The sequence below is a fragment of the Nocardia sp. NPDC003999 genome, assembly GCF_053604885.1.
Genome location: NZ_JBSGIB010000012.1, coordinates 173,746 through 193,992, shown reverse-complemented (window position 1 = coordinate 193,992; position 20,247 = coordinate 173,746). Strand labels below are relative to the sequence as shown.

The 20,247-nt window shown below is 67.7% G+C and carries 15 protein-coding genes; all 15 read left to right on the top strand.

Annotated features, from left to right (window positions below):
* Positions 1 to 308 precede the first annotated feature (308 nt).
* The 15 genes from eccA (at position 309) to ACWESM_RS23545 (ending at position 20,188) form a co-directional block, all read left to right on the top strand.
* Positions 309 to 2,069: a type VII secretion AAA-ATPase EccA gene (gene eccA, locus ACWESM_RS23615; RefSeq protein ID WP_355072181.1), complete on the top strand. Its 1,761-nt coding sequence runs from the start codon at positions 309 to 311 to the stop codon at positions 2,067 to 2,069.
* 103 nt (positions 2,070 to 2,172) lie between these two features.
* On the top strand, positions 2,173 to 3,729 hold the full coding sequence (gene eccB, locus ACWESM_RS23610; protein ID WP_355072183.1) for a type VII secretion protein EccB: 1,557 nt from the start codon (positions 2,173 to 2,175) through the stop codon (positions 3,727 to 3,729).
* Positions 3,726 to 7,730: a type VII secretion protein EccCa gene (gene eccCa, locus ACWESM_RS23605; RefSeq protein ID WP_452493682.1), complete on the top strand. Its 4,005-nt coding sequence runs from the start codon at positions 3,726 to 3,728 to the stop codon at positions 7,728 to 7,730. Before eccB ends, eccCa begins: the two co-directional genes overlap by 4 nt.
* Before the next feature lie 454 nt (positions 7,731 to 8,184).
* Positions 8,185 to 8,493 carry a WXG100 family type VII secretion target gene (locus ACWESM_RS23600; protein WP_355072187.1) on the top strand — a complete coding sequence of 103 codons (309 nt, stop codon included), beginning with the start codon at positions 8,185 to 8,187 and terminating at the stop codon, positions 8,491 to 8,493.
* A 43-nt stretch (positions 8,494 to 8,536) separates the two neighbouring features.
* Complete coding sequence (locus ACWESM_RS23595; protein ID WP_412806615.1) at positions 8,537 to 8,854, top strand: hypothetical protein; 318 nt, start codon at positions 8,537 to 8,539, stop codon at positions 8,852 to 8,854.
* Between the two features lie 368 nt (positions 8,855 to 9,222).
* A complete protein-coding gene (locus tag ACWESM_RS23590) occupies positions 9,223 to 9,534 on the top strand; it encodes a hypothetical protein (RefSeq protein WP_355072191.1) in 312 nt (103 codons plus the stop codon).
* 30 nt (positions 9,535 to 9,564) lie between these two features.
* Positions 9,565 to 10,929, top strand: coding sequence for a PPE domain-containing protein (locus ACWESM_RS23585; protein WP_452493679.1), 1,365 nt, complete (start codon positions 9,565 to 9,567; stop codon positions 10,927 to 10,929).
* A 56-nt stretch (positions 10,930 to 10,985) separates the two neighbouring features.
* Entirely contained in the window at positions 10,986 to 11,816 is an 831-nt protein-coding gene (locus tag ACWESM_RS23580; protein WP_452493678.1) for an ESX secretion-associated protein EspG, read from the top strand.
* A gap of 34 nt (positions 11,817 to 11,850) precedes the next feature.
* The gene (locus tag ACWESM_RS23575) at positions 11,851 to 13,413 is read left to right on the top strand and encodes an AAA family ATPase (protein ID WP_452493676.1); all 1,563 of its coding nucleotides are present in this window, start codon (positions 11,851 to 11,853) and stop codon (positions 13,411 to 13,413) included.
* On the top strand, positions 13,410 to 14,933 hold the full coding sequence (gene eccD / locus ACWESM_RS23570; RefSeq protein ID WP_412806617.1) for a type VII secretion integral membrane protein EccD: 1,524 nt from the start codon (positions 13,410 to 13,412) through the stop codon (positions 14,931 to 14,933). The genes ACWESM_RS23575 and eccD overlap by 4 nt, the downstream gene beginning before the upstream one ends.
* Positions 14,933 to 16,291 (top strand): type VII secretion-associated serine protease mycosin, encoded by a 1,359-nt coding sequence (gene mycP / locus ACWESM_RS23565; protein ID WP_452493674.1) that lies wholly within the window; start codon positions 14,933 to 14,935, stop codon positions 16,289 to 16,291. Before eccD ends, mycP begins: the two co-directional genes overlap by 1 nt.
* Positions 16,288 to 18,009 carry a type VII secretion protein EccE gene (gene eccE, locus ACWESM_RS23560; protein ID WP_412806618.1) on the top strand — a complete coding sequence of 574 codons (1,722 nt, stop codon included), beginning with the start codon at positions 16,288 to 16,290 and terminating at the stop codon, positions 18,007 to 18,009. Before mycP ends, eccE begins: the two co-directional genes overlap by 4 nt.
* Before the next feature lie 16 nt (positions 18,010 to 18,025).
* Positions 18,026 to 18,379, top strand: coding sequence for a helix-turn-helix domain-containing protein (locus ACWESM_RS23555; protein WP_039804933.1), 354 nt, complete (start codon positions 18,026 to 18,028; stop codon positions 18,377 to 18,379).
* A 77-nt stretch (positions 18,380 to 18,456) separates the two neighbouring features.
* Positions 18,457 to 19,506 (top strand): discoidin domain-containing protein, encoded by a 1,050-nt coding sequence (locus tag ACWESM_RS23550; RefSeq protein WP_355072205.1) that lies wholly within the window; start codon positions 18,457 to 18,459, stop codon positions 19,504 to 19,506.
* Between the two features lies 1 nt (position 19,507).
* Complete coding sequence (locus tag ACWESM_RS23545; protein ID WP_355072207.1) at positions 19,508 to 20,188, top strand: hypothetical protein; 681 nt, start codon at positions 19,508 to 19,510, stop codon at positions 20,186 to 20,188.
* Positions 20,189 to 20,247 lie beyond the last annotated feature (59 nt).

The following is a 20,247-nucleotide window of genomic DNA, read 5'->3' as shown; positions in this document are numbered from 1 at the left end:
CGGAACGTTCAATAGTGTGCACCTAAATAGCGGCAAGAATTTCGAATCAAGCGTGCGACCTGCTGCGCGGCGGCTGGGTGGACCGGATCGCGGCTGGCCAGCCGCCGCCGAAGGGGCCATCTGCAGGCGGATGATTGCCGACCCCGAGGTAAACATACCGTTAACTGACGGCACGTTCAAAATTGGCATGTCGCGGAAGCGGCGTCGTCTCCGTCTCGACTTCCCAATGTTGGGAAGAACCCGAGTCCTGGGCGTGATCCCCGGAATCTATCGTTCGAGCAGGCTTGATCGGCGGAAGGGAAGTCCGAGTGTCAGCGGCCGAGGACGCGTTCTACACGGGTGTTCAGAATCTTGGGTTGGTCGCGGGTGGCGTGCGCAACGACCAGCACGCGGCGGCGGCGTTTCGGGCCGCTACCGATCTCGACCCGGACATGTGCGATGCCTGGCTCGGGCGTGCCATGGCCGGGGAGGTCACCTCGGAGGTGATCTACGGGGCCTACCGCTCGGTGCACAACCTCTACCGCGACCAGCAGCGGGCGGGTCTGGTCGATCGCGCCCTGTGGTGCCAGGTCGAGATCGGCATGTACGGCCTGCGCGTCGCGATGGCCGATCGCGATCAGATCGCCATCGCGCAGGCGTGCTCGTATGCCGAAGGCGGTGAATGGCAGGAAGCCGCGGCGATCCTCGACGAGGTCCCGCGCGACGACGTGTCCGACTTCGTGCGCATGTCGCTGTACTTCCGGACGAAGCAGTGGCCGGAGGTGCTCACGTTGCGCAACGCGCGGCCGGTGCTGGAGGACGGCCTGCTGGACATCGCCGCCGAGCTGATGACCGCGCAGTCGCTGGCGCACCTGGGCCGCTTCGGTGAAGCCATGCCGCGCGCGCAGCGAATCGTGGAGGACAGCTCCTCCGGTAGCCTGTCCTACATCTGGGCCGACGCGCACTTCCTGCTCGGCATGCTGATGCGGCACAACGGCGATCACGACGCCGCCGACAAGGTCCTCAAAGGGCTGCAGGGCTCGGCCCTCTGGCCGGACCGCGAGGAATGGCAGCGCGCGGTGCGCGACAAGTCGTACCGATTCGAGGTCGCCACCGCGGAACTCATCGCGTCCAGGACGAACAGGTGGGATCCCAAGACGGGCGACGACCCGCGCGAAGCGGCCGCCAGCGCAGCGCGCGCGGAACGGGAGAGTCTCCTCGCGGAGGCCTCCGACCTGCTGCAAGCGCAGATCGGCATGGATTCGGTCAAGGAGCAGGTCGACCGGCTCAAATCCGGCGTGCTGATGGATCAGGTGCGCGCCAAGCGTGGACTCGCCGTGGATTCGAAGTCGCAGCACCTGATCTTCTCCGGCCCGCCCGGTACCGGTAAGACGACCATCGCCCGGGTGATCGCCAAGATCTTCGCCGGCCTGGGTGTCGTGGAGAACGCCGAGGTCATCGAGGTCTCCCGCAACGACATGGTCGGCACCCACCTGGGCCACACGGCGCCCAAGACCAACGCGCTGATCGACTCGGCGCTCGGCGGGGTGCTGTTCATCGACGAGGCGTACACCCTTATCCAGGAAGGTCTTTCCGGCGGGGACGCGTTCGGCAAGGAGGCGGTCGACACGCTGCTGGCTCGCATGGAGAACGATCGCGACAAGCTCGTCGTGATCATCGCGGGCTACGAGGACCAGATCGACCGGTTCCTGGCCTCGAACGACGGCCTTGCCTCTCGTTTCACCAAGCGGATCCGCTTCGCCAGTTACGACGCCGACGAACTGGTGCAGATCGCCGAACACATCGCGCGGAAGAAGGATTCGATCCTGTCCGAGCAGGCTCGCGAGGTGCTGCGCCTGAGGTGTGAGGAGCTGGCGGGACAGACCAAGAACGGCAGGCGGCTGATCGATCTGGCCGGTAACGGCCGTTTCGTGCGCAATGTCGTCGAGGCCGCCGAAGCCGAGCGTGATTATCGCTTCACCAGAGAGAACGCCGATATCGCCGCGATGACCGACGAGGAGCTCATGACGATCGACGCGTTCGACGTCACCGCGGCGCTGGAGGGCTTGGCGCCGAGCACGCGGGTGTGAGGCGTCCGCTGATCCGCTATCCCCAACGCTGGGTATAGCGGTCGTATTCATGCTGTGACCGCTGGTTACGGTTTGGTGAGGGCGGCGGAAGGAACGAGAACCGGTGGCGCGCTTCCGGGTTGTGACCAAACACCAGATTTCCGGCTGGCGTTTCCTGCTGCGCCGGATCGAGCACGCGCTGGTCCGTCGCGACGCGTCGATGATCGATGACCCGCAGCGCGGCCGCTCGACCGCGCTGACCATCGGCATCGCGCTCGCGTGCGTGCTCATCGCAGGCAGCGCCGTGCTGGCGTTCTTCAAGCCCGCCAAAAAGGTGGGGGACTCCAAGATCGTCGCCGAGAAGGACACCGGGGCGCTGTTCGTACGCGTCAACAACCGGCTGTTCCCGGCGCTCAATCTCACCTCGGCCCGGCTGATCGTCGGCTCTCCCGACAATCCGGTGCAGGTGTCCCGGGACGAGTTGTCGAAATACCCGCGTGGACCATGGGTCGGCATTCCCGGTGCACCCGGCAGCATCGTCGACAGCAACGAGAAGGATTCCTCGTGGACGGTGTGCGATACGACGCGCACCGGTGCGGCCGCGCCGGTGAACCCGGCGACCGGCCTGCCGACCGTCAGCCGGTCCGCGGTGCGAACGACGGCGATCGGCGGCCCGCTCGCCATCGACGGCGACGCCAACCGCCCGCTGGGTGACGGCGAGGCCCGCCTGCTGCGCGACGACACCACGACCTGGCTGGTGTACGCGGATGCCGAGAAAGGCGTGGTGCGCGCCGCGATCGACCTCGCGAACACCGCGGTGGCCATGGCGCTCGGCATCGACTCGACCGCTCCGGTGATGGCGGCCTCCAAGGGCTTGGTCAACGCGATTCCCGAAGCACCGCCGCTGCGGGTCCCCGACGTGCCGGGCAAGGGCGAGACCATCTCGCTCAACAATGGATTCACCACGCCGGTCGGGTCGGTGCTCACCGTGTCGACACCGGATCAAGGCGTCTCGTACTACCTCGTCTCCCAGTCCGGGCTGGTGCGGGTCAGTTCGGTGCTGGCGGCGATGGTCCGCAATGCGGACGCCCAAGGCTCGGTGACCACTCGCACCGTGGGACCCAACGTGATCGCGGCGAATCTGCGCCCTGGACAGTGGCCGGGCACCGCGACCTACCCGACCCGTCCCGTTCGCCTGGTCGACCCGGAACGTTCCGGCGTCACGTGCCTGCACTGGTCGCGCTCCGGGAGCGATCCGAACGCGATCACCGAACTACTGGTGGGCAGGCAGTTGCCGCTCACGCAGGACGAGCAGGGCCGCGCGGTCGACCTGGTGACATCCTCCGCTTCGCGCGGCACCACCGCGGATGCGGCGTACCTGCCGAGGGACACCGGGCGATTCGTACAGGTGACCGGTACCGAACCGGGATCGCCACTGCGTGAGTCGCTCTACTGGGTCTCCGACAGCGGGGTGCGCTACGGCATCATCACCGAACCGAACAGCGCCGGCGGCACCGACCCCACCTTGCTCGCGCTCGCGCTACGAGCTCCGGTCCCCGCGCCGTGGAGCATCATCTCGCTGTTCGCGGTTGGTCCCGCTCTATCCCAGAAGGAAGCTCGCATCCAACACGACGGAATCCCGAACAACAATGTCGTCGCCGGGCTCGGGGGTACGCAGTGACCAGCACTCGCCGATTCGTCCGGCCCGCCCGCATGGTGCGCGGTCCCAAAGCGCCCGCCGTGACCGAGTTGCGGCTGCAACCGCCGACCGAGCTGCCCAAGCCGGTTCCGCCGTCGCGACTGCGGATGATCATGCCCGTGGTCATGGTGGCGGCCATGTGCGGGATGATGGTCATGATGTTCCGCGGGGGCGGAGCCGTGAACCCGATGATGCTGATGTTCCCGGCCATGATGCTGGTGTCGATGTTCGGCATGATGGGCGGCGCGCTCGGGGGCAACGCCGGCGGCGCGGCGAGCCTGAACGAGGAACGCAAGGACTACCTGCGCAGCATCACCGACAACCGCAAGACGGTGCACGCGGCGGAAGCCGAACTCCACGCCTACCTGCGCTACACCCATCCGGGTCCCGATGAGATCGCCCGGCTGATCGGGGGCAAGCGGATGTGGGAGGTGCAGGTCGCCAGTCCGCAGTTCCTGCGCGTGCGGGTGGGCCGCGGACGCATCGCCAACCAAGTGCGCGTGATCGTCCCGGAAGCCGCGCCCACGTCGGATCTGGACCCGGTCGGCGTCGTCGAGCTGACTCGATTCGCCAAGGCCTATTCCACGGTCGGCGGCATGCCGGTCGCGATCAATCTGCTGTCGGCGCCGCAAGTCGGCATCGACGGCGATCCGGAGCTCGTGGCCGGGTTGGTCCGCGCGATGATCGGCGAGGTGGCGGTGCTGCACGGGCCGGACCAGGTGGCGGTCGCCGCGGTGCTGTCCGATCCGGACGCGCCGGAGTGGTCCTGGCTGAAGTGGCTGCCGCACGCACAGCATCCGAGCGACAACGACGCGATCGGCTCGAGCCGCATGGTCTACCGCACCGTGGCCGAGTTGCGCACCAAGGTGCTCGCCGGACTCAACCGCGGTCCGTTCTCGGCGAATTCGCAGCCCACCCTGGATCGCACCCACTTCCTGCTCATCGTGGACGTCGAGGGCCCTGCCAGCGACCGCGACATCTCCGGCATCGACGGCTGCACCTGGCTGCGGTTGGGTCCCGCGGAGCAGAATCTGCCGAGGGCGTTGCGCTTCACCGTCACCGAGGACCGGTCGCTGAACGAGGTGACCCCGCGCGGGCTGCGTCGCGTGGGTGTGGCCGATTCGCTGTCCACGGCGGCGATCACGGCCATGGCGCGCAACCTTTCGCCGTACCGGCTGTCCACGGTGGTGGAGGCGGTGGCCGCCGAGCAGGCCAGCGGTGGTACATCCTGGGAGGAGATGGTCGGCATCGACGACCCGGGCGTCATCCGGGTCGAGCAAGCGTGGATCCGGCGTCGCGATCAGGACCGGGCACGGCTGAACATTCCGTTCGGCCATGACCCGGCCGGTGGTGTCGTCTATCTCGACATCAAGGAATCGGCCGAGGAAGGCATGGGCCCGCACGGCATGTGCATCGGCGCGACCGGATCGGGTAAGTCGGAATTCCTGCGCACTCTGGTGCTCTCGGCGGTGGCGACACATTCGCCGGATGTCCTGAACCTGCTGCTCGTCGACTTCAAAGGTGGCGCGACCTTCCTCGGTTTCGACCGGCTGTCGCATGTGACGGCCATCGTGACGAACATGGAGGAAGAAGCCGACCTCGTCACCCGTATGGAAGACGTCATCAACGGTGAAATGGCGCGTCGGCAGCGGATTCTGCGTGACGCGGGCAATTTCGCCAGCGTCGCCGATTACGAACGTGCCCGGGAGCAGGGCGCGGACCTGCGACCGCTGCCGACGCTGCTGATCATTCTCGACGAGTTCGCCGAGCTGCTCGAGCAGCATCCGAACTTCTCGAAACTCTTCGTGGCCATCGGCAGGCTCGGCCGATCATTGCGCATCCACCTGCTGCTCGCCTCACAGAAGGTGCCCGCCAACCGGATGGGCGAGTTGGAAGCCCACCTTTCCTACCGAGTGGCGTTGCGTACCAACCAGACCAGCGACTCGCGCGACGCGATCGGCACCGCGGATGCCTACCACCTGCCGAAGAAGCCCGGTTCGGGGTATCTGCGGGTCGGCTCGGGTGACCTCCAGCGTTTCCAGGCCGCGTACGTGGGCGAGAAGTACTCGGCCCCCGCGCAGGTGTCCGCGTCCTCCGCGCAGCGCGCGCGACGGCCCGGTGGCGGGTACCGGCCGCCGCAGCGCTTCATCGCCGGCCATATCGCCGACACCAGGCCCGCGGTGGTCGAGCCGGTGGTGGTCCAAGATGCGCCGGAAACGGCCGACGGCGAGTCGATCACGGTGATGGAAGCGGTGTTGCAGCAGTTGGCTCGGCACGGCCAGCCCGCGCACAAGATGTGGCTGCCGCCGCTGGGCGCGCCGCCGACTCTCGATCGGATGATCCGCGCCGTGCCACAAGGCGTCTTGCAGATGCCGTTGGCGCTGGTCGACAAGCCTCGGCAGCAGCGTCAGGACGTCTGGTGGGTCGACATGTCGGGCGCGGGTGGGCACATGGCCATCGTCGGCGGCACGCAGGCGGGCAAATCGACCGCGCTGCAGACGTTCATCATGTCCGCCGCGCTGACCCACACCCCGGAACAGGTGCAGTTCTACTGCCTGGACTTCTCCGGTGGCGGCTTGGCGGCGCTGACGAACCTTCCGCACGTGGGATCGGTCGCCGCGGCCAGGGACGGCGATCGCATCCGCCGCACGATCGCGTTGGTGACGAACCTGCTCGAGAGCAGGCAGTCGATGTTCACCGAGTTCGGTATCGATTCGATCCGAAAGTTCCGCACGCTGCGGGACGGCGGGGGCAGGCCGCCGTGGCACGACCGCGATCCCTACGGTGACGTCTTCCTGGTCATCGATGGATGGGATGTCGGATTCGGTACGAACGGCCCGTACTACGACGAATACACCCCGGTGATGGAGTCCATCGCCCTGCAGGGCTTGAACTACGGCATCCACCTGGTGGTCAGCAGTTCGCGCTGGATCGCGATTCGTCCCGCGATCAAGGACCTGATGCAGACACGCGTCGAGATGCGGCTGGGTGACCTGGCCGATACGACCTTCAACACCCACCGCAATGTCGTCGCGGCGATCCCCGCCAATCGACCGGGCCGCTGCATCTCGACCGACGGTCTGCACATGCTCACGGCGTTGCCTCGCATCGATGGTGTGGGCGATCCGAATTCGGCCGCCGAAGGCCTCGCCGCCGCGGCCGCCGAGATCACGCAGCGCTACCCGGGAAGGCGTGCGCCGCAGGTGAAATTGCTGCCGCCACAGGTGGGCATCGATGAGGTGCGGGCCGGATGGCCGGTGCCGCAAACGCTCGCGCAGCGTCTTGTCGTACCGTTCGGCGTCCGGGAATCCGATCTGAGCCCGGCGACGATCGATTTCGGTGTGTCGACCCATTTCATCGTGCTCGGCTCGACCGGATCGGGGAAATCGACCACCCTGGCCGCGCTGCTGGAATCCATCAAACGCCAGTACGACCCGTCACAGGCGCGCGTGTTGCTGATCGACTATCGGCGCAGGCATTTGGAGACGGTGCCGCAGGAGATGCTCATCGGGCATGTGACCAGCGAGCGGGATGTGCGGGAGGCGCTGCCGGCGCTGGTGGAGAAGATGCGCTCGCGGCGCCCACCGGACAACGTGACGACCAGGCAGCTCGCGGAGCGCTCCTGGTGGTCCGGGCCCGAGGTATTCGTCGTGATCGACGACTACCACATGGTGGTGCAGCGTGGCGGGATGAATCCGCTGGAACCGTTGAAGGACATCATCGTCGACGGTCGCGACACCGGCTTGCACGTCGTCGCGGCGCGCAATATCGCCCAAGCGGACACGGCGTTGTACGACAACGTGATCGGTCAGATGAAGAACCTCAATTCCTCGGGTCTGATCATGGACGGTTCGAAGCTCGACGGCATCCTGATCGGCGATGTGCGACCCACCAAGCAGCCGCCGGGCCGTGGAATCTTTGTGGAGCCCATGTCTTCTCGCCGAGATCTCGTCCAGGTGGCCTGGGTGCCCCAGCAGATGTGACTTCGGCGCCCATCCCAAGGTTGGGAATAAATTACCGTTTTCCTTAGCAGCCGCTCGATCCGAGCTGGTAGTCACGCTCGATTGGAGTCTCACCATGGCACTCCCCGATGTCGGCATCGCCCCGCCGGGCATGCGGGAGGCCGTGACCGACCCATTCTGGATGCCACTGGAAGTCGGTGAGGGCGCCGCCGTTCTGCCGGGAGGCCACGGCCCGCACGGTGCTATCGCCCCGCCTCGGGACGTCACCGATACGACGGGTATCCGAGATCCGGCGGCGGCAGTCGTTCCCGGAGAAACCCAGGAGGTGCCGGTACTGGAGAAAGCCCCGGTAATCGGTGTGACCGAGGCAGTCGATGGCCTGAGTCGCGCATCGACGCTTCCGACACACACGCTGTCAACGTCCTCGGCGAATCCGTCCGAGGCAAGGTAAACGCCTTACAGGATAGGAATAGATATGGCAACCGGATACACCGGCGACCCGACCGAGATCACCGCAGCCGCCAAGAAGTTCTTCACGCACGCCGACACCTTCCGGAACCACTTGGGTATTCTCGAGGGCATCAAGATGGAGTATGCGCCCGCCGTTCAGGGTGCAACCGGAAACGCCATTCAGACGGCCATGCAGGGTGCTCTCGACAAGGGTGGCAAGCTGCATCAGACCTTCATGGAGATCGTCGACGTGCTGAATTCCGCCGGCGCGAACTTCGATAGCAAAGACCAAGAGAACGCGGCGCAGGTCAACAAATACAACATGAATTTCTGATGCGCGGTTAACGCCAGAATGCAATCGGGAAAGGTTTCGAAAAATGGCTTTGAAGAATGATTACGATGCGGTTGAGGGCCTGGTCATCCGGACCGACAAGGTGCTCAGCGACATGACCGTCGACGCGGGCGAGCGGGACACGCTCGCCAAGCTGCTCGCGGAGAACTTTCAGGGTGACGCCGGTAGTGAGAACTACGCCCTGCAGGTTCGCATCATGAAGTTGATCGAACAGTACAATCAGGCACTGACCGATCTCAAGGCGGCCACAAAGGTCGTGTCCGGCATCGACGGTGAGTTCCGCGTCGTCGATACGGGGCAGGCCATGCGGTTCTCGCAGATCGGAACCGGCGGGGCTATGTAGTAGCCGAGATCGCCATCTCCGGTTCGGAGATGGCCGATCGAACACGGACGCGGCGCTCGCGTTGTGCCGGTGCCGCGGCCGGTCGGAATCGAATGCAATCGCCCTCGACGAATTCGTTCACGAACATCGTCGAGGGCGATCGCATGTCCTGGATGCCGGTCGGCGGGGTGGGCGGACGACTCGTGTCACGTGACGCGTCCGTTCGGGTTTCAAGGGTCTTCTGAGGGCGGCGAGGGGGTGGCCGGTAGGGATGAATGCGAGCTCCGTGCCGAATCCCCATCTCTGGGAATAGCTTAACGTTCTGATTGCACCGCTCGATGTCGATGTACTACTCGCCAAGAGTGGGTACTGGTCGTTAGGAGACTTCCATGCATCTCGCTGTCGATTGGGATCATCTCCCGGTTATCGCTTCGCAACTGGGCGTCAGCGCGGAGGATCTGATGCTGATGCTGGGGGCGGCCGCTCCCGCCGCTGTCCCGGCCCCGCCGGGTCTCGATGACGTGAGCGCGCTCATCCCCGTCGCGTGCGCCAAGCAGGCGGGGCTGTTCTTCCCCACCACGGCAAACGGAATCGCCCTTGGCACCGATGGTGCGGGCGCTCTACCGGAAGTGGGCGCCGCCTTCGCTGCCGGCGACATCGTCGGCCATGGCCAGGTGCTCAGCAGAGCAGCCGCGTTCTAGGCGCGGACAGCGCGAGCGAAAGCTGACGAGATGCTTGCTGTGGTACTCGGCGCGCTGGGGCCGGAGGGGATCATCGCCCCGGTGCTCGCCGGCGATGGGGTCGCCACGACGCGGGCGACCGCCAAGGTTTATACGGCAATGGCCGCGCGATTGAATGCCGCCGCGGCCAACACCGACAGTTCGATGCTCCAGATGAGTGCGACGTTCCAAGCGCTCACCGCGGACCAGGCACAGGCGGCATTCCGCAAACATGCGGCATGGTTGCGTGAGCAGGCGACCGTGGCCGAGGCAACCGGCCAGTTGCTGGACCGAGCGGCTGACATCTCCACTGCGGCGAAGGCCGCCATGGGGGTCCTCGCCGCCAAGGCCGCTCAGGTCCGGGCCCAAGAGGGTATCGCGCTCGGCGGCGGCTTCGGACCGTTGAGCGGGGCGGCCCTCCTCGAAGCCGAAGCCGAGTTGCTCGCGCTCAGAGGGGCCGCCCTCGGCGTCATGGGCGCTTATGCCAACGCGCTGGTGCCCACGCTCGCCGCATTGCCGCCACCGCTCGAGGCGCCCCCGATTGTGACGGGCGGGCCAGGGCCGGGCCCGCAGACGCAAAACGTGTCTTACGACAACCCGACCGACTACACCGGTAGCGACTTCACCAAGACGGACCTATCGTCGACGTCTACGGGCGATGGGCCGACCGGAACGGACAACAACACCGGATCGGGCGGTGATCAGAACCCCACCGACACCACACAGCCCACCGACACCACCCAGCCAACTGATCCCACTCAGCCCGCGGATCCGACCCAGCCGACGGATCCGATGGACCCGGCCACGAATCCCGAGCAATTGTCGCCGGACCCGAACGCCAATGGCTGGTCCGGGGATTCGGGAATGAACGGCATGGGAGACGGAGCCACGAACGATTCCTGGCTCTACGGCACGTCGCAGAACTCGCCGACGTTGGCCACATTGAGCGGTGGGGCCGGGAGTCTCGTCGCGCTCAATATGGCCCGCGGCGGCCTCGGATCGATGCCAGGAGCCGCGACCGGTTTCCGGATGCCGACCAACTGGAATCCAGGAGCCGGGCGGGCCTTCGGCGCCATGCCGCAGCAAGCGGCGTCCGGACCGATGGCCAGGAAGGGCCCGCCGCGCGGTGCGGTTGCGCCCAAGGCGCGAATGCGACGACGCCGCGACGACGAGAAGAGGTCGTCGAAGGTGTTCGTCCCTGGCGAACCGCAGGATGTTCCGGTACTCGAGCAACCTCCTGTCATCGGGGTCATCGAGTACGAGGACCGGGACGGCCGAGACGAGCCGATGCTCGAATCGGTGCTGGCGGTCGGCGTCATCGAGCGAAACGACAACGAAGACGAAGCGGTGCTCGCCTCCCCAGAACGTCCTCGGTGAAGCGCGCCGAGGCCGATCCAGCCGAAGGAGATGATCACAATACATTCGAGGAAGGTGTGGAAGACGATCCGGTCGCAATCGACCTGAATGTCGATGCGGCCCTGCTGTTACAGCATCTGGTCGACATCGAGTCCTATCCGCCGGTATTGGCGCTGCTGCCGAACATCTACCGCATCGAGGATCGGGATCGGGTACATGCCGTAGTCGCCGCGCAGCTCACCGAAGTGGGCGTGCTCGAGGACGGGCGCGTGCACCCGGTCGTCGAGCATTGGCTGCGGTGCCTGTACCGGCCGGACGTGGAAATGGCGGTACGGATCCTGGACACCGGCTTGGATGGCCAGCCGAAAGGAATGCTGCGGATGTCACTGGTGCGCGCGGGCGAGACCCATGTACTCGCGGTGCGCTCCGACGACCATGTCGTCATCCAGTCGGTGTTCCAGCAGGACGACCAGCTCGACACCTTGCCGGCGGCCGTTCTCGCCGCTCTCGGTCCGGCGCCGGTGTTGCAGTTCGAGCCGGTCGCCGCGACGGTGGAGCAATTCGGCGAGATTCCCGATGAACAGGACGAACGGCGGCGCGCCCTGGTAGAACTCGGGGCGGAACCGCATGCCGCCGCGGTGCTGAGCCGGGTGCTGGACGAGGTGGTCCGACGGGCCGAAGTGGTGATCATCGAGCACCACGACGGCAGCTCCGCGCAATCCGTATCCAGCGTGAACGTGGTGGATACGCTGTCGGGGCGATTCATCGTGACTCCGAGCGTCGCGATGGACGGACGGAAGTGGGCAAGATATGCGCCGGGCGATGACGCGGCCCTACGGTCGGGTATCGGGGCGTTGATCGACCTGCTGCCCGGTCGAAGTTGGTTCGACACCAGCAGAACGAGCTGAACGTCGGACCGTGTTTGTCGAGAGGACGACGGAAATGAACCGAGCACCGAGCAGAAACGGTCATGAGGCCGAGTCCGCGCGCGCTCGCGGCGGTTACGACGCGTACTTCGCACCGACGAACGAGCTGACCGACGCGGCTGTCGCACCGGGCCCCGCCGCCGAGAAGAACCAGGACGCCGACAAGTTCACCCACGTCGAACCACCGATCGGTGCGCCGCGCGAGCCGCAGGCGTCCGCCGGGGAACCCGATCCCCGCTCCCCACAGGCGGCGGTGACGCCTCCTGCCGCCGCAGGCCCGCCACCCCGGCAGGCGAATGCGCCTATACCACAGGCGAGTACGCCACCAGTACAGACCAATGTCGCTCGGCCGCAGGCGAGCACTCCCTCGCCGGGCTATTCGGCCGCCTCTCCCATGGCCGGGCAGCGAACTGCGCAACAGCATTCGGCGCAGCAGCAGTCGGCCGAGCAGTACCGGGCCGACCATTCCGCCGCTACGCCGTCCCAGGCGATCGCGCGCACCGAAGCGGCATCCGCCGACCAGGAGTGGTCGTCGGGCTCGGCGACCCCCTGGGTCCCCGAGCGTGTCGACCGCACCGCCTATGAGCCGACGCCGCGGATCGAGGTGCTGCCCGCCGCGCTCAGTTCGATCGAACTGCTCGCCGACATCTCCGCCGCGAAACGCGCGCAGCTGCGCTCCTCCTCCGGAATGCGGGGTGCGCTCAACAAAGTCGGTTTCAACCTCGGGCTCTCGCCCGCTGAACAGCGCGCCGAGGACCGCAAAGCGCGAATCCGGACCCAGCTGACCACGACCTATCAGATCGCGGTGATCAGCGTGAAGGGCGGCGTCGGCCGCACCACCACCGCGGCGACGCTCGGCTCGACTTTCGCGGGCCTGCGCCCGGACCGGGTGGTCGCGATCGACGCGAACCCGGACTTCGGCGACCTCTCGACCCGTACCTGCAGGCACCCGTACGGCTTGACCCTGCGCGATCTGGCGCAGTCGCAGAATCTCGACGCGTTCTCCGCGGTGCAGTCGTTCACCTCGATCAACTCCTCCGACCTCGCGGTGATCGCCTCGCCGTGGAGCACGGAGGCCACCGAGGCGTTGTCCGGCCGGGAGTACAGCACCGCCGTGGAAGTCCTGCGCAAGCACTTCAATCTGCTGGTGGTCGACTGCGGGACCGGCGTACTGGATTCGGTGACGTCGACGGTGCTGCAGACCAGCGACGCCGTCGTGGTCGTCACCCCGGCCACCGTCGGCGGCGTCACGGGCGCGGTGGCCACCTTGAACTGGCTGAGCTCCCATGGCCTGCAACACCTGATCGCGAAGTCGATCGTCGGCATCGTGCACCACCAGCCGCTGAAGCCGACCGTCGACGTGGACGCGATCGAGAAGCTGTTCGAAACCGCGCAGCGCCCCACCTGCGTGCTGCCCTACGATGCGCACCTGGCCGAAGGCGGCGAGATCGACCTGCGGTTGTTGGAAAAGGAGACCGTGCTCGCGTTCGAGGAGCTGGCCGCCTGGCTGGCCGATGGATTCCCTGGATACCTCTCCAGCGGCGCCGACAACTCCGGTGACCGCGGAGGGTGGCGATGAGTACTGCCGTCGCGCCCGCGCCTGCCGGGACGCAGCCGTCGGCGGAGGTCGCACGGGCTCGGATCGCCGTGATGATCTCCACGTATCAGGTCGATGTGGTGGTGCCGACCAAGTTCACCATCGAGACGTTCATCGACGACCTGCTGGTCGTGCTGGCCTCGGCGATCGACGACGAGAACGTCGATTTCACGCCGCCCCAGGGGCAGTGGAGCCTGGCCCGCCCGGGCGAGCCGCCGATTCCGCGCTGGCGCAGCCTCGCCGACCACGACGTCACCGACGGCACGGTGCTGATGCTGTCGGTGGTCGAGTCGGCGGAGGTGTTCACGCCGGTGGTGGAGGACATCACCGACGCCCTCGCTCTGATCAACGAGCGCGAGTTCGCCGAGTTCGACACGAACACCGCCGCGATCGTCGGTCTGGCCGTGCTCGGGATCGGGGCCTCGGCGGTGGCCGCCATGCTGGCCTGGTCGTGGACCATGACCGGTTCGACCTTGTGGTGCGGCCTGCCCGCCCTGTTGCTCGGCGGGCTGTGCTGGGCGGGCGCCGCGCTGTCGCGCAGGCGCAACACTCCGGCGATGATCACCCTCGGCTTGACGCTGGCGGCGACGCCGCTGCTGTTCGCCGGAGGTGCCATGCTGGTCCCGCCCGCCTACGGTCAGCCGGGCCCGCTCGCCGCGGCCAATCTGGCCGCTGGAGCGGTGGTCGCCGCGGTGGCCGCCGCCACCATGATGCGGTTGAGCAGGATGGGTATCGCGACCCTGATGGCGGTCACGGTGCTCGGGATCGCGTTGACCGTCGCCGCCTTGCCGCTGACCTATGTGGAGCTGTCCGTCGGGCAGGTCGCGGGTGGAGTGGTGTTCGTCGGAATCGTGCTGCTGACCATGGCGCCGCGTTTGGCCGTGGTCATCGCGCGCATCCGGCCGCCGGATCTGCCCGACCCGGGCAACGAGGTCTCGCCGACGACGCTGACCGACATCTTCGACGCGGAGACGGTGCGCGAAGGGGACGAGCACACCGCGGTCGGCGAACGGCAGCGCACCGCGGAGGAGGCCGGTATCGAGGGCCGCGCGCGGCTCGCGGTGACCAGCCTGCGCGGCCTGATCGCCGCGATCTCCACGGTGCTGGCCCTCTCTTCGGTGATCTCGGCCGCGGTCAGCCCCGGTGGCATCCGCGAGATCGTCATGGGGGCCGCGATCGGCGGCCTGCTCGCGATGCGCGCGCGCTGGCACCCCGACCGGGTCCAGGCGATCGCGCTGATCGCCGGGTCCGTCGTCACCGTGTGCGGGATCGGTTTCGTCGAGGTGGGCGCCTACGAGACCCCGATCGCGCGTCTCGTGGTCGGACTCGTGGTGGCGTTGGCGGCGTGCGCGGCGTGTGTCGCCGCGCTGCGGCTGCCGGGCAAGCGGCTGTCCCCGGTCACCCGCCGTGTCATCGACTTGGTGGAATACGCCCTGATCCTGGTGGTTCCGGTGATCGCCTTCTGGATCATGGGCGTTTACACCGCTATGCGAGGAATCTGATGAAGGTCGGCAGTGCCGCGGTCGCGGTTCTCGCCGGGGTGATGCTGGCGATCACCGCCGCCCCCGCTGTCGCGCTGGAGCCGCCGCAGGTCGTGGTCGGCTCGCCGCCCGCGGACGACCCGCCGGGCCCCGAGGAGCCGATGAAGCAGCAGAAGGGCTGCCTTGCCTCGGGCGTGCTGCCCGACAGCGACCTCAGTCGCACCCCACCGGCGGAACTCGCGCTGGATCTGCGCCGCGCCAAGGCGCTGAGCCGGGGCGCCGGAGTGACTGTCGCCGTCATCGATACGGGGGTGCAGCCTCACCCGCGTCTGCCCAACCTGGTCGGTGGTGGCGACTACCTCGCCGCCGGCGGCGACGGACTGTCCGACTGCGACGCGCACGGCACGCTGGTCGCCGGAATCGTCGGCGCCACAGCGGATCCCACGGACGGATTCTCCGGTGTGGCGCCGGACGCGCGGATCATCTCCATCCGCACCCGTTCCGGCGCGTTCAGCCCCGAGCGCCCGAGCTCCGATCCGAGCCAGCGGATCGCCGTCGAGATCCGGACCCTGGCCAGGGCGATCACTCGCGCCGCTAACCAAGGCGCCGGTGTGATCGTCGTGTCGCTGCCGATCTGCATGCCGGTGGACGCGCAGGCGGATCAGTCCATGCTCTCGGCTGCCATCGGCTATGCCGTTCATGTGCGCGGAGCGCTCATCGTGACCGGCGCGGGCAACGCCGGGGGTGGCGCCAATTGCGCGCAGAACCCTGACATCGATTCGACGCGCCCCGCCGACCCTCGCAACTGGCGCGACGTGAAGACGATCTCCACACCGGGGTGGTTCGGCGCCGACGTGCTCACGGTGGGATTCACCACCGCGACCGGCGCGCCCATGCCGGATTCCCTCACCGGACCGTGGGTTTCGGTCGCCGCACCCGGCACCGGCATCGAGTCGCTCGGCCCGAGCGGCGGGGGCCTGATCAATGGCGTCGGCGAACCGGACAAGCTGGTGCCGGTCGGCGGCGCGTCGTTCGCCGCGGCTTATGTGGGCGGTGTGGCCGCGCTGTTGCGCTCGCGGTTCCCCAACGAGACTCCGCGAGAGATCGCCTCCCGCCTGCAAGCCAGCGCGCACGCTCCGGCGCGCGGCATCGACAACATGGTGGGCGCTGGGATGATCGACCCGCTGGCCGCCCTCAGCTACCGCACACCGCCCCAGCAACCCGCGGGCCTGTTCCGGTCCTCGGAACTGCCGATTCCTCCTCCGCCGCGGGCCAAGGATCTGCGTCCCGCCGTCACCGCGACCGTCGTCATCCTCGCTGCCGTGCTGCTCGGGTTGGCGGGAAGCCACCTGAGTTCCGCGATGCGGAGGCGCCGGTGAGTTTTCCGAGCGTACGGGTCGCCGGCGTCGAGCGTGGTCCGTTCGCCGCCTTCGTCGTCGTGGGCAGCCCCCTGTTGGTCGGGCTGTCGGCCAAGACGCCGTGGTGGGTGAGCGCGGTGGTGGTCACGGTCCTGGTCACGACGGTGACCGTCCGGGTGAACGGGCGGACCGCGATGCGCTGGCTGCTGGACTGGGCCGCCTACCGCACCGGCCGGACCGCGCGGGCGCGCGAACGCACACAGTCGGCGAAGATCCAGGACGTACAGGTGGCTGCGGGCGTGTGCGGTGTGAACGAGGCGGGCGACACGCTGATCGCGATGATCCAGCTCGCGCCCAACCTCGATCTGCCCACTGTGATCGCCGAGCGAACCCTCTACACCGAGGACACCATCCCGGTGGACCTGCTGCTACCGATGCTGGACCAGTTCGGCATCGCGGTCGACATCGACATCGTCACGACCGGTCAGCGGGTCCGCTCCACCGGCAGCTACAGCATGCTCTACGACCAGCTGATCGGCTCCCACCCGGTGGTGGGCGACCGGCTGACCTGGCTGGTGGTCCGGCTCGATCAGGAACGCAATCTGGCCGCGCTGAGCAAGCGCGGGCCGTGCTCGGTGGTCGCCCCCAAAGCGCTGGCCAGCGCCACGCATCGGATCGCGGGGCGGCTGCGCGAGCGTGGCATCGCCGCGCAACCGTTGCCCGCCGCCGCCCTGCGGGACGCGACGCGCCTGCTGCACGCCGGAATCGAACTGTCCGACCTTCGGGAGACCTGGAGCAATCTGCAGACATCGGTCCCCGGCCGGTGCGTGACCAGCTTCCTGATCGACTGGTCCCGATTGGGCGGGGTGGGCCTGGACGACTGCTGGACCTGGAACCGCGGCCGCACCACCCTGGTGGTGAGCCTGACCTCCGACACCGATGGGCCACGCGCCCTGGTCCGGTTCATCGGCCCGGCTGTCACCACCGAACCGCCGGACTACCTGCGGCTATTGGGCGGCGACCAGTCGAAGGCCCTGCTGGCGTCGTTGCCGACCGGCGGCTCCATCCGCGCCTTGCGCGGCTTCGAGTCCGGCGCTGACATCGCGCCCGAGGATCTCGCTGCCGAGCTGGCCATCGCGATCGGTCCGAACGGCCAGATCCTCGGCGCGATCAGCGGCCAGCCGCGCCACACCCTGGCGTTGCCGCTGTTCGACCCGGCCCGGTTCAACCCGCGCAGGCGCACCATCGACGTTCACGCCAAGCTGCCCGTCGCTCAGCAGATCATCCTGCGGGCGATGGTGGTCGGCGCGGACGTGGAGATCCATTCGGCGCGGCCGGACAGCTGGCGCCAGCTCGTGACCGCGGTCGGCGACCCGCGCTCCATGCGCTTGGCCGACCCTGGCGACGAGCACACCGGCGCAGCGAATGCGGAGGCGGAGATCCCGGCCACCATCGCGGTCTTCGACCATCTGCCGCCGCGTGCGTCCAACGCGCACACGACGGTCACCATCAGCGAGCCCGGCGGTCCGCGCAGGCGTGCCGTCGATCTCGCGATCAACCAGGTCAGCGCGACCGCGGTGGACGTGAGCATTCCGATGCGCACGGTGCGGGTTGACCTCATCGAGCCGAGAGGCGAAACCCGATATTTCGATACTGTCGACGGCCCGCCCGCGCATCCCGCGGGGGCATCCGGACCCGTGGTTGCACCTCCGCAACCCGGTGGCCGTCGCGTGAGCTGATGGGAGCGGTCGGTTAATGTCTATCACCGTGGTAGCGGACACCCATTCCGATGGTGGCGAACTCCCTCATCAGGACGCCGGGGACGCTCTGACCCCGAGACAGGCAGCTGCGGCGATCTTCTCCAGCCGGTTATCGGAGCTGATCGCGGAATCCGTCGTCTCGACCGAGGACGGATCGACGCGGTCGCTGACGCTCTACTCGCTGGCGCAGCACCTGGAACTGGCCTACCCGGACGTGCCGGTGTCGCAGTCCGGCCTGTACCGGCTGATCCACGGTGACGCGATCCCGCGCCTGGATTTGGTGATCGCGCTGGCCCGGGTCTTCGACGTGCCGCCGGAGTACTTCGTGACCGAGGAGAAGAAGCGCTGACCCGGACGGTCGGCTGTTCTCTCCACCGGGAATAGCGTCGGCTCGGCGGGCGGCTCCGTCCGGTTACGATCCGGACCATGCCCGCCGAGGACCCGGGAGACGTTTTTCTCCGTCATCGAGGTGCGGTCCTCGACACGCTGCTCGCCGATCCTTCGCTCGGGTCCTCTGCCGCGTCGTCCGGCGCCGGCGTCGACTTCGACGGCGGGGCGGAGCTGGGCGGTGCGGAGAACAGCGTCGCGTCGCTGGGATTGCCCGATCTCGACTCGGAGCCGCGTGACGTCGCGCCGCGGCGTCGCACCGGCGATGGGCCGAAGGCGAGCGAACGAATTCTCGCACTGCTGAACGGGCAGGCGCAGGATTCGACCCCGGCGATGGATCTCGCCAACGACTACTCCTCGGTCGCCGCCCGAACGAACGCGCCGTCCGAGCCGGAGCCGGAGCCGGAACGCACGTCCACCGCCACGGCCAACCGGCTCCCGCCCGCCCAGCAGATCGCCAAGGATGCGCTGGTCCAGCTGCGCAAGCCCAAAGTCGCGTTGATCGTCGCCGCGGTGGTCGCCGTGCTGCTGTTGCTGTTGCTGATCACCACCGGTGGCGGGGAGAAGAACACGGCGCAGAACCAGCTTCTGGTGGTCACGCCGCCGCCGACCTCTGCCGCGTCCTCGGCCTCGCCCGCGCCGCCGTCGAGCTCGATCATCCAGCCGAAGTCCGCGGAGTCGAAGTGCCCGCCCGGGAGTACCTCCGGGATGGACGCTTTCGGCGGGCAGACGGGCAAGGCCTGGTCCTGTGTGCGCGCGTACAAGGTCGATGGTCAGGTCATCACCATCGATCTGGGCAAGACCTATCAGATCGACTCGATCGGCATCGTGCCCGGCTGGGATCACATCAGTGCGGACGGCACCGACCAGTGGGCGAAGTATCGGACCGTCAGCCGGGTTTCGTACCAGTTCGACGACGGCAACAAGACCGTCTACACGCAGCCGACCCTCGATCAGCGGACGTTGGTGGTGACCAAGATGGAGCCGGCGGTGAGCGCCTCGAAGATCGTGCTGACCGTGCTGGAGTCCAAGGGCGACGCATCGATCAACACCACTGCCATCGCGTCCATCGTCATCACGGGGCACTGAGGTGTCTGCGCTGCCCGAACTCGCCTGCCAGTACTGCGGCCACCGCAACACCGGCGCCGATTCCCGCTGTGCGCATTGCGGAGCGCCGCTGCGCGCGGCCGTGGACGCGGTGCGATCCGCTGCGGAGAAGCTGCCCGCCCAGGCCGCCGAAGTCGCCGAGAAGGTCGGCGGCGAGGCGAAAAGGTTTGTCGACAAGGCATATCCGCGCTGGCAGTGGCGGGCGGTCGGGGTGCTCGGGTTGCTGATGGTCGTGGCCGTCGTCTGGGGTCTGCGCTCCTGTTCGCCGTCGCTGCCGTCGCTTGCGCAGGGGAGCGCGCCGGTCCGGGCCATGCCGGATCTGCTGCGCACGGCGGCGACCTGTCAACCGCTGGATTCCGGCGGGCAGCGGGAGAAGTGCGTCATCGCCGCCACCGACCCGATGTTGTTCGGCAATATCGCGGGCGGCCGGGACCTGACCTTCTACGCCGAACTCCTACCGCAGGATCGTCTGGCCGACAGCATCTCTCGATGGCGCGGCGCGGGCGGGACGGCGCTGGTCGACGGTCCCGTCTACGCGGCGATCGGCCCGTCGGCAACCGTCTGGTACGCGGACACCCGGACCGGCTTCCGGTTGGAGACAAGCAACTTCGCCGGTCGAACGGGCGCGCAGACCTTCCTGTCGCGTGCGGGGCTGGTCCGCTGACGTAGCAGCCCCGCGTCAGCCGGGCTCGGAAAATCCCTGATCCGGACGCCGTAACCCAT

Bases quoted from the DNA above. Each gene is read 5' to 3' on its own strand.
- ACWESM_RS23600 (WP_355072187.1), top strand. From the start codon at position 8,185: ATGGCAACCGGATACACCGGCGACCCGACCGAGATCACCGCAGCCGCC.
- ACWESM_RS23595 (WP_412806615.1), top strand. From the start codon at position 8,537: ATGGCTTTGAAGAATGATTACGATGCGGTTGAGGGCCTGGTCATCCGG.
- ACWESM_RS23590 (WP_355072191.1), top strand. From the start codon at position 9,223: ATGCATCTCGCTGTCGATTGGGATCATCTCCCGGTTATCGCTTCGCAA.
- ACWESM_RS23585 (WP_452493679.1), top strand. From the start codon at position 9,565: ATGCTTGCTGTGGTACTCGGCGCGCTGGGGCCGGAGGGGATCATCGCC.
- ACWESM_RS23575 (WP_452493676.1), top strand. From the start codon at position 11,851: ATGAACCGAGCACCGAGCAGAAACGGTCATGAGGCCGAGTCCGCGCGC.
- eccD (WP_412806617.1), top strand. From the start codon at position 13,410: ATGAGTACTGCCGTCGCGCCCGCGCCTGCCGGGACGCAGCCGTCGGCG.
- mycP (WP_452493674.1), top strand. From the start codon at position 14,933: ATGAAGGTCGGCAGTGCCGCGGTCGCGGTTCTCGCCGGGGTGATGCTG.
- ACWESM_RS23555 (WP_039804933.1), top strand. From the start codon at position 18,026: ATGTCTATCACCGTGGTAGCGGACACCCATTCCGATGGTGGCGAACTC.
- ACWESM_RS23550 (WP_355072205.1), top strand. From the start codon at position 18,457: ATGCCCGCCGAGGACCCGGGAGACGTTTTTCTCCGTCATCGAGGTGCG.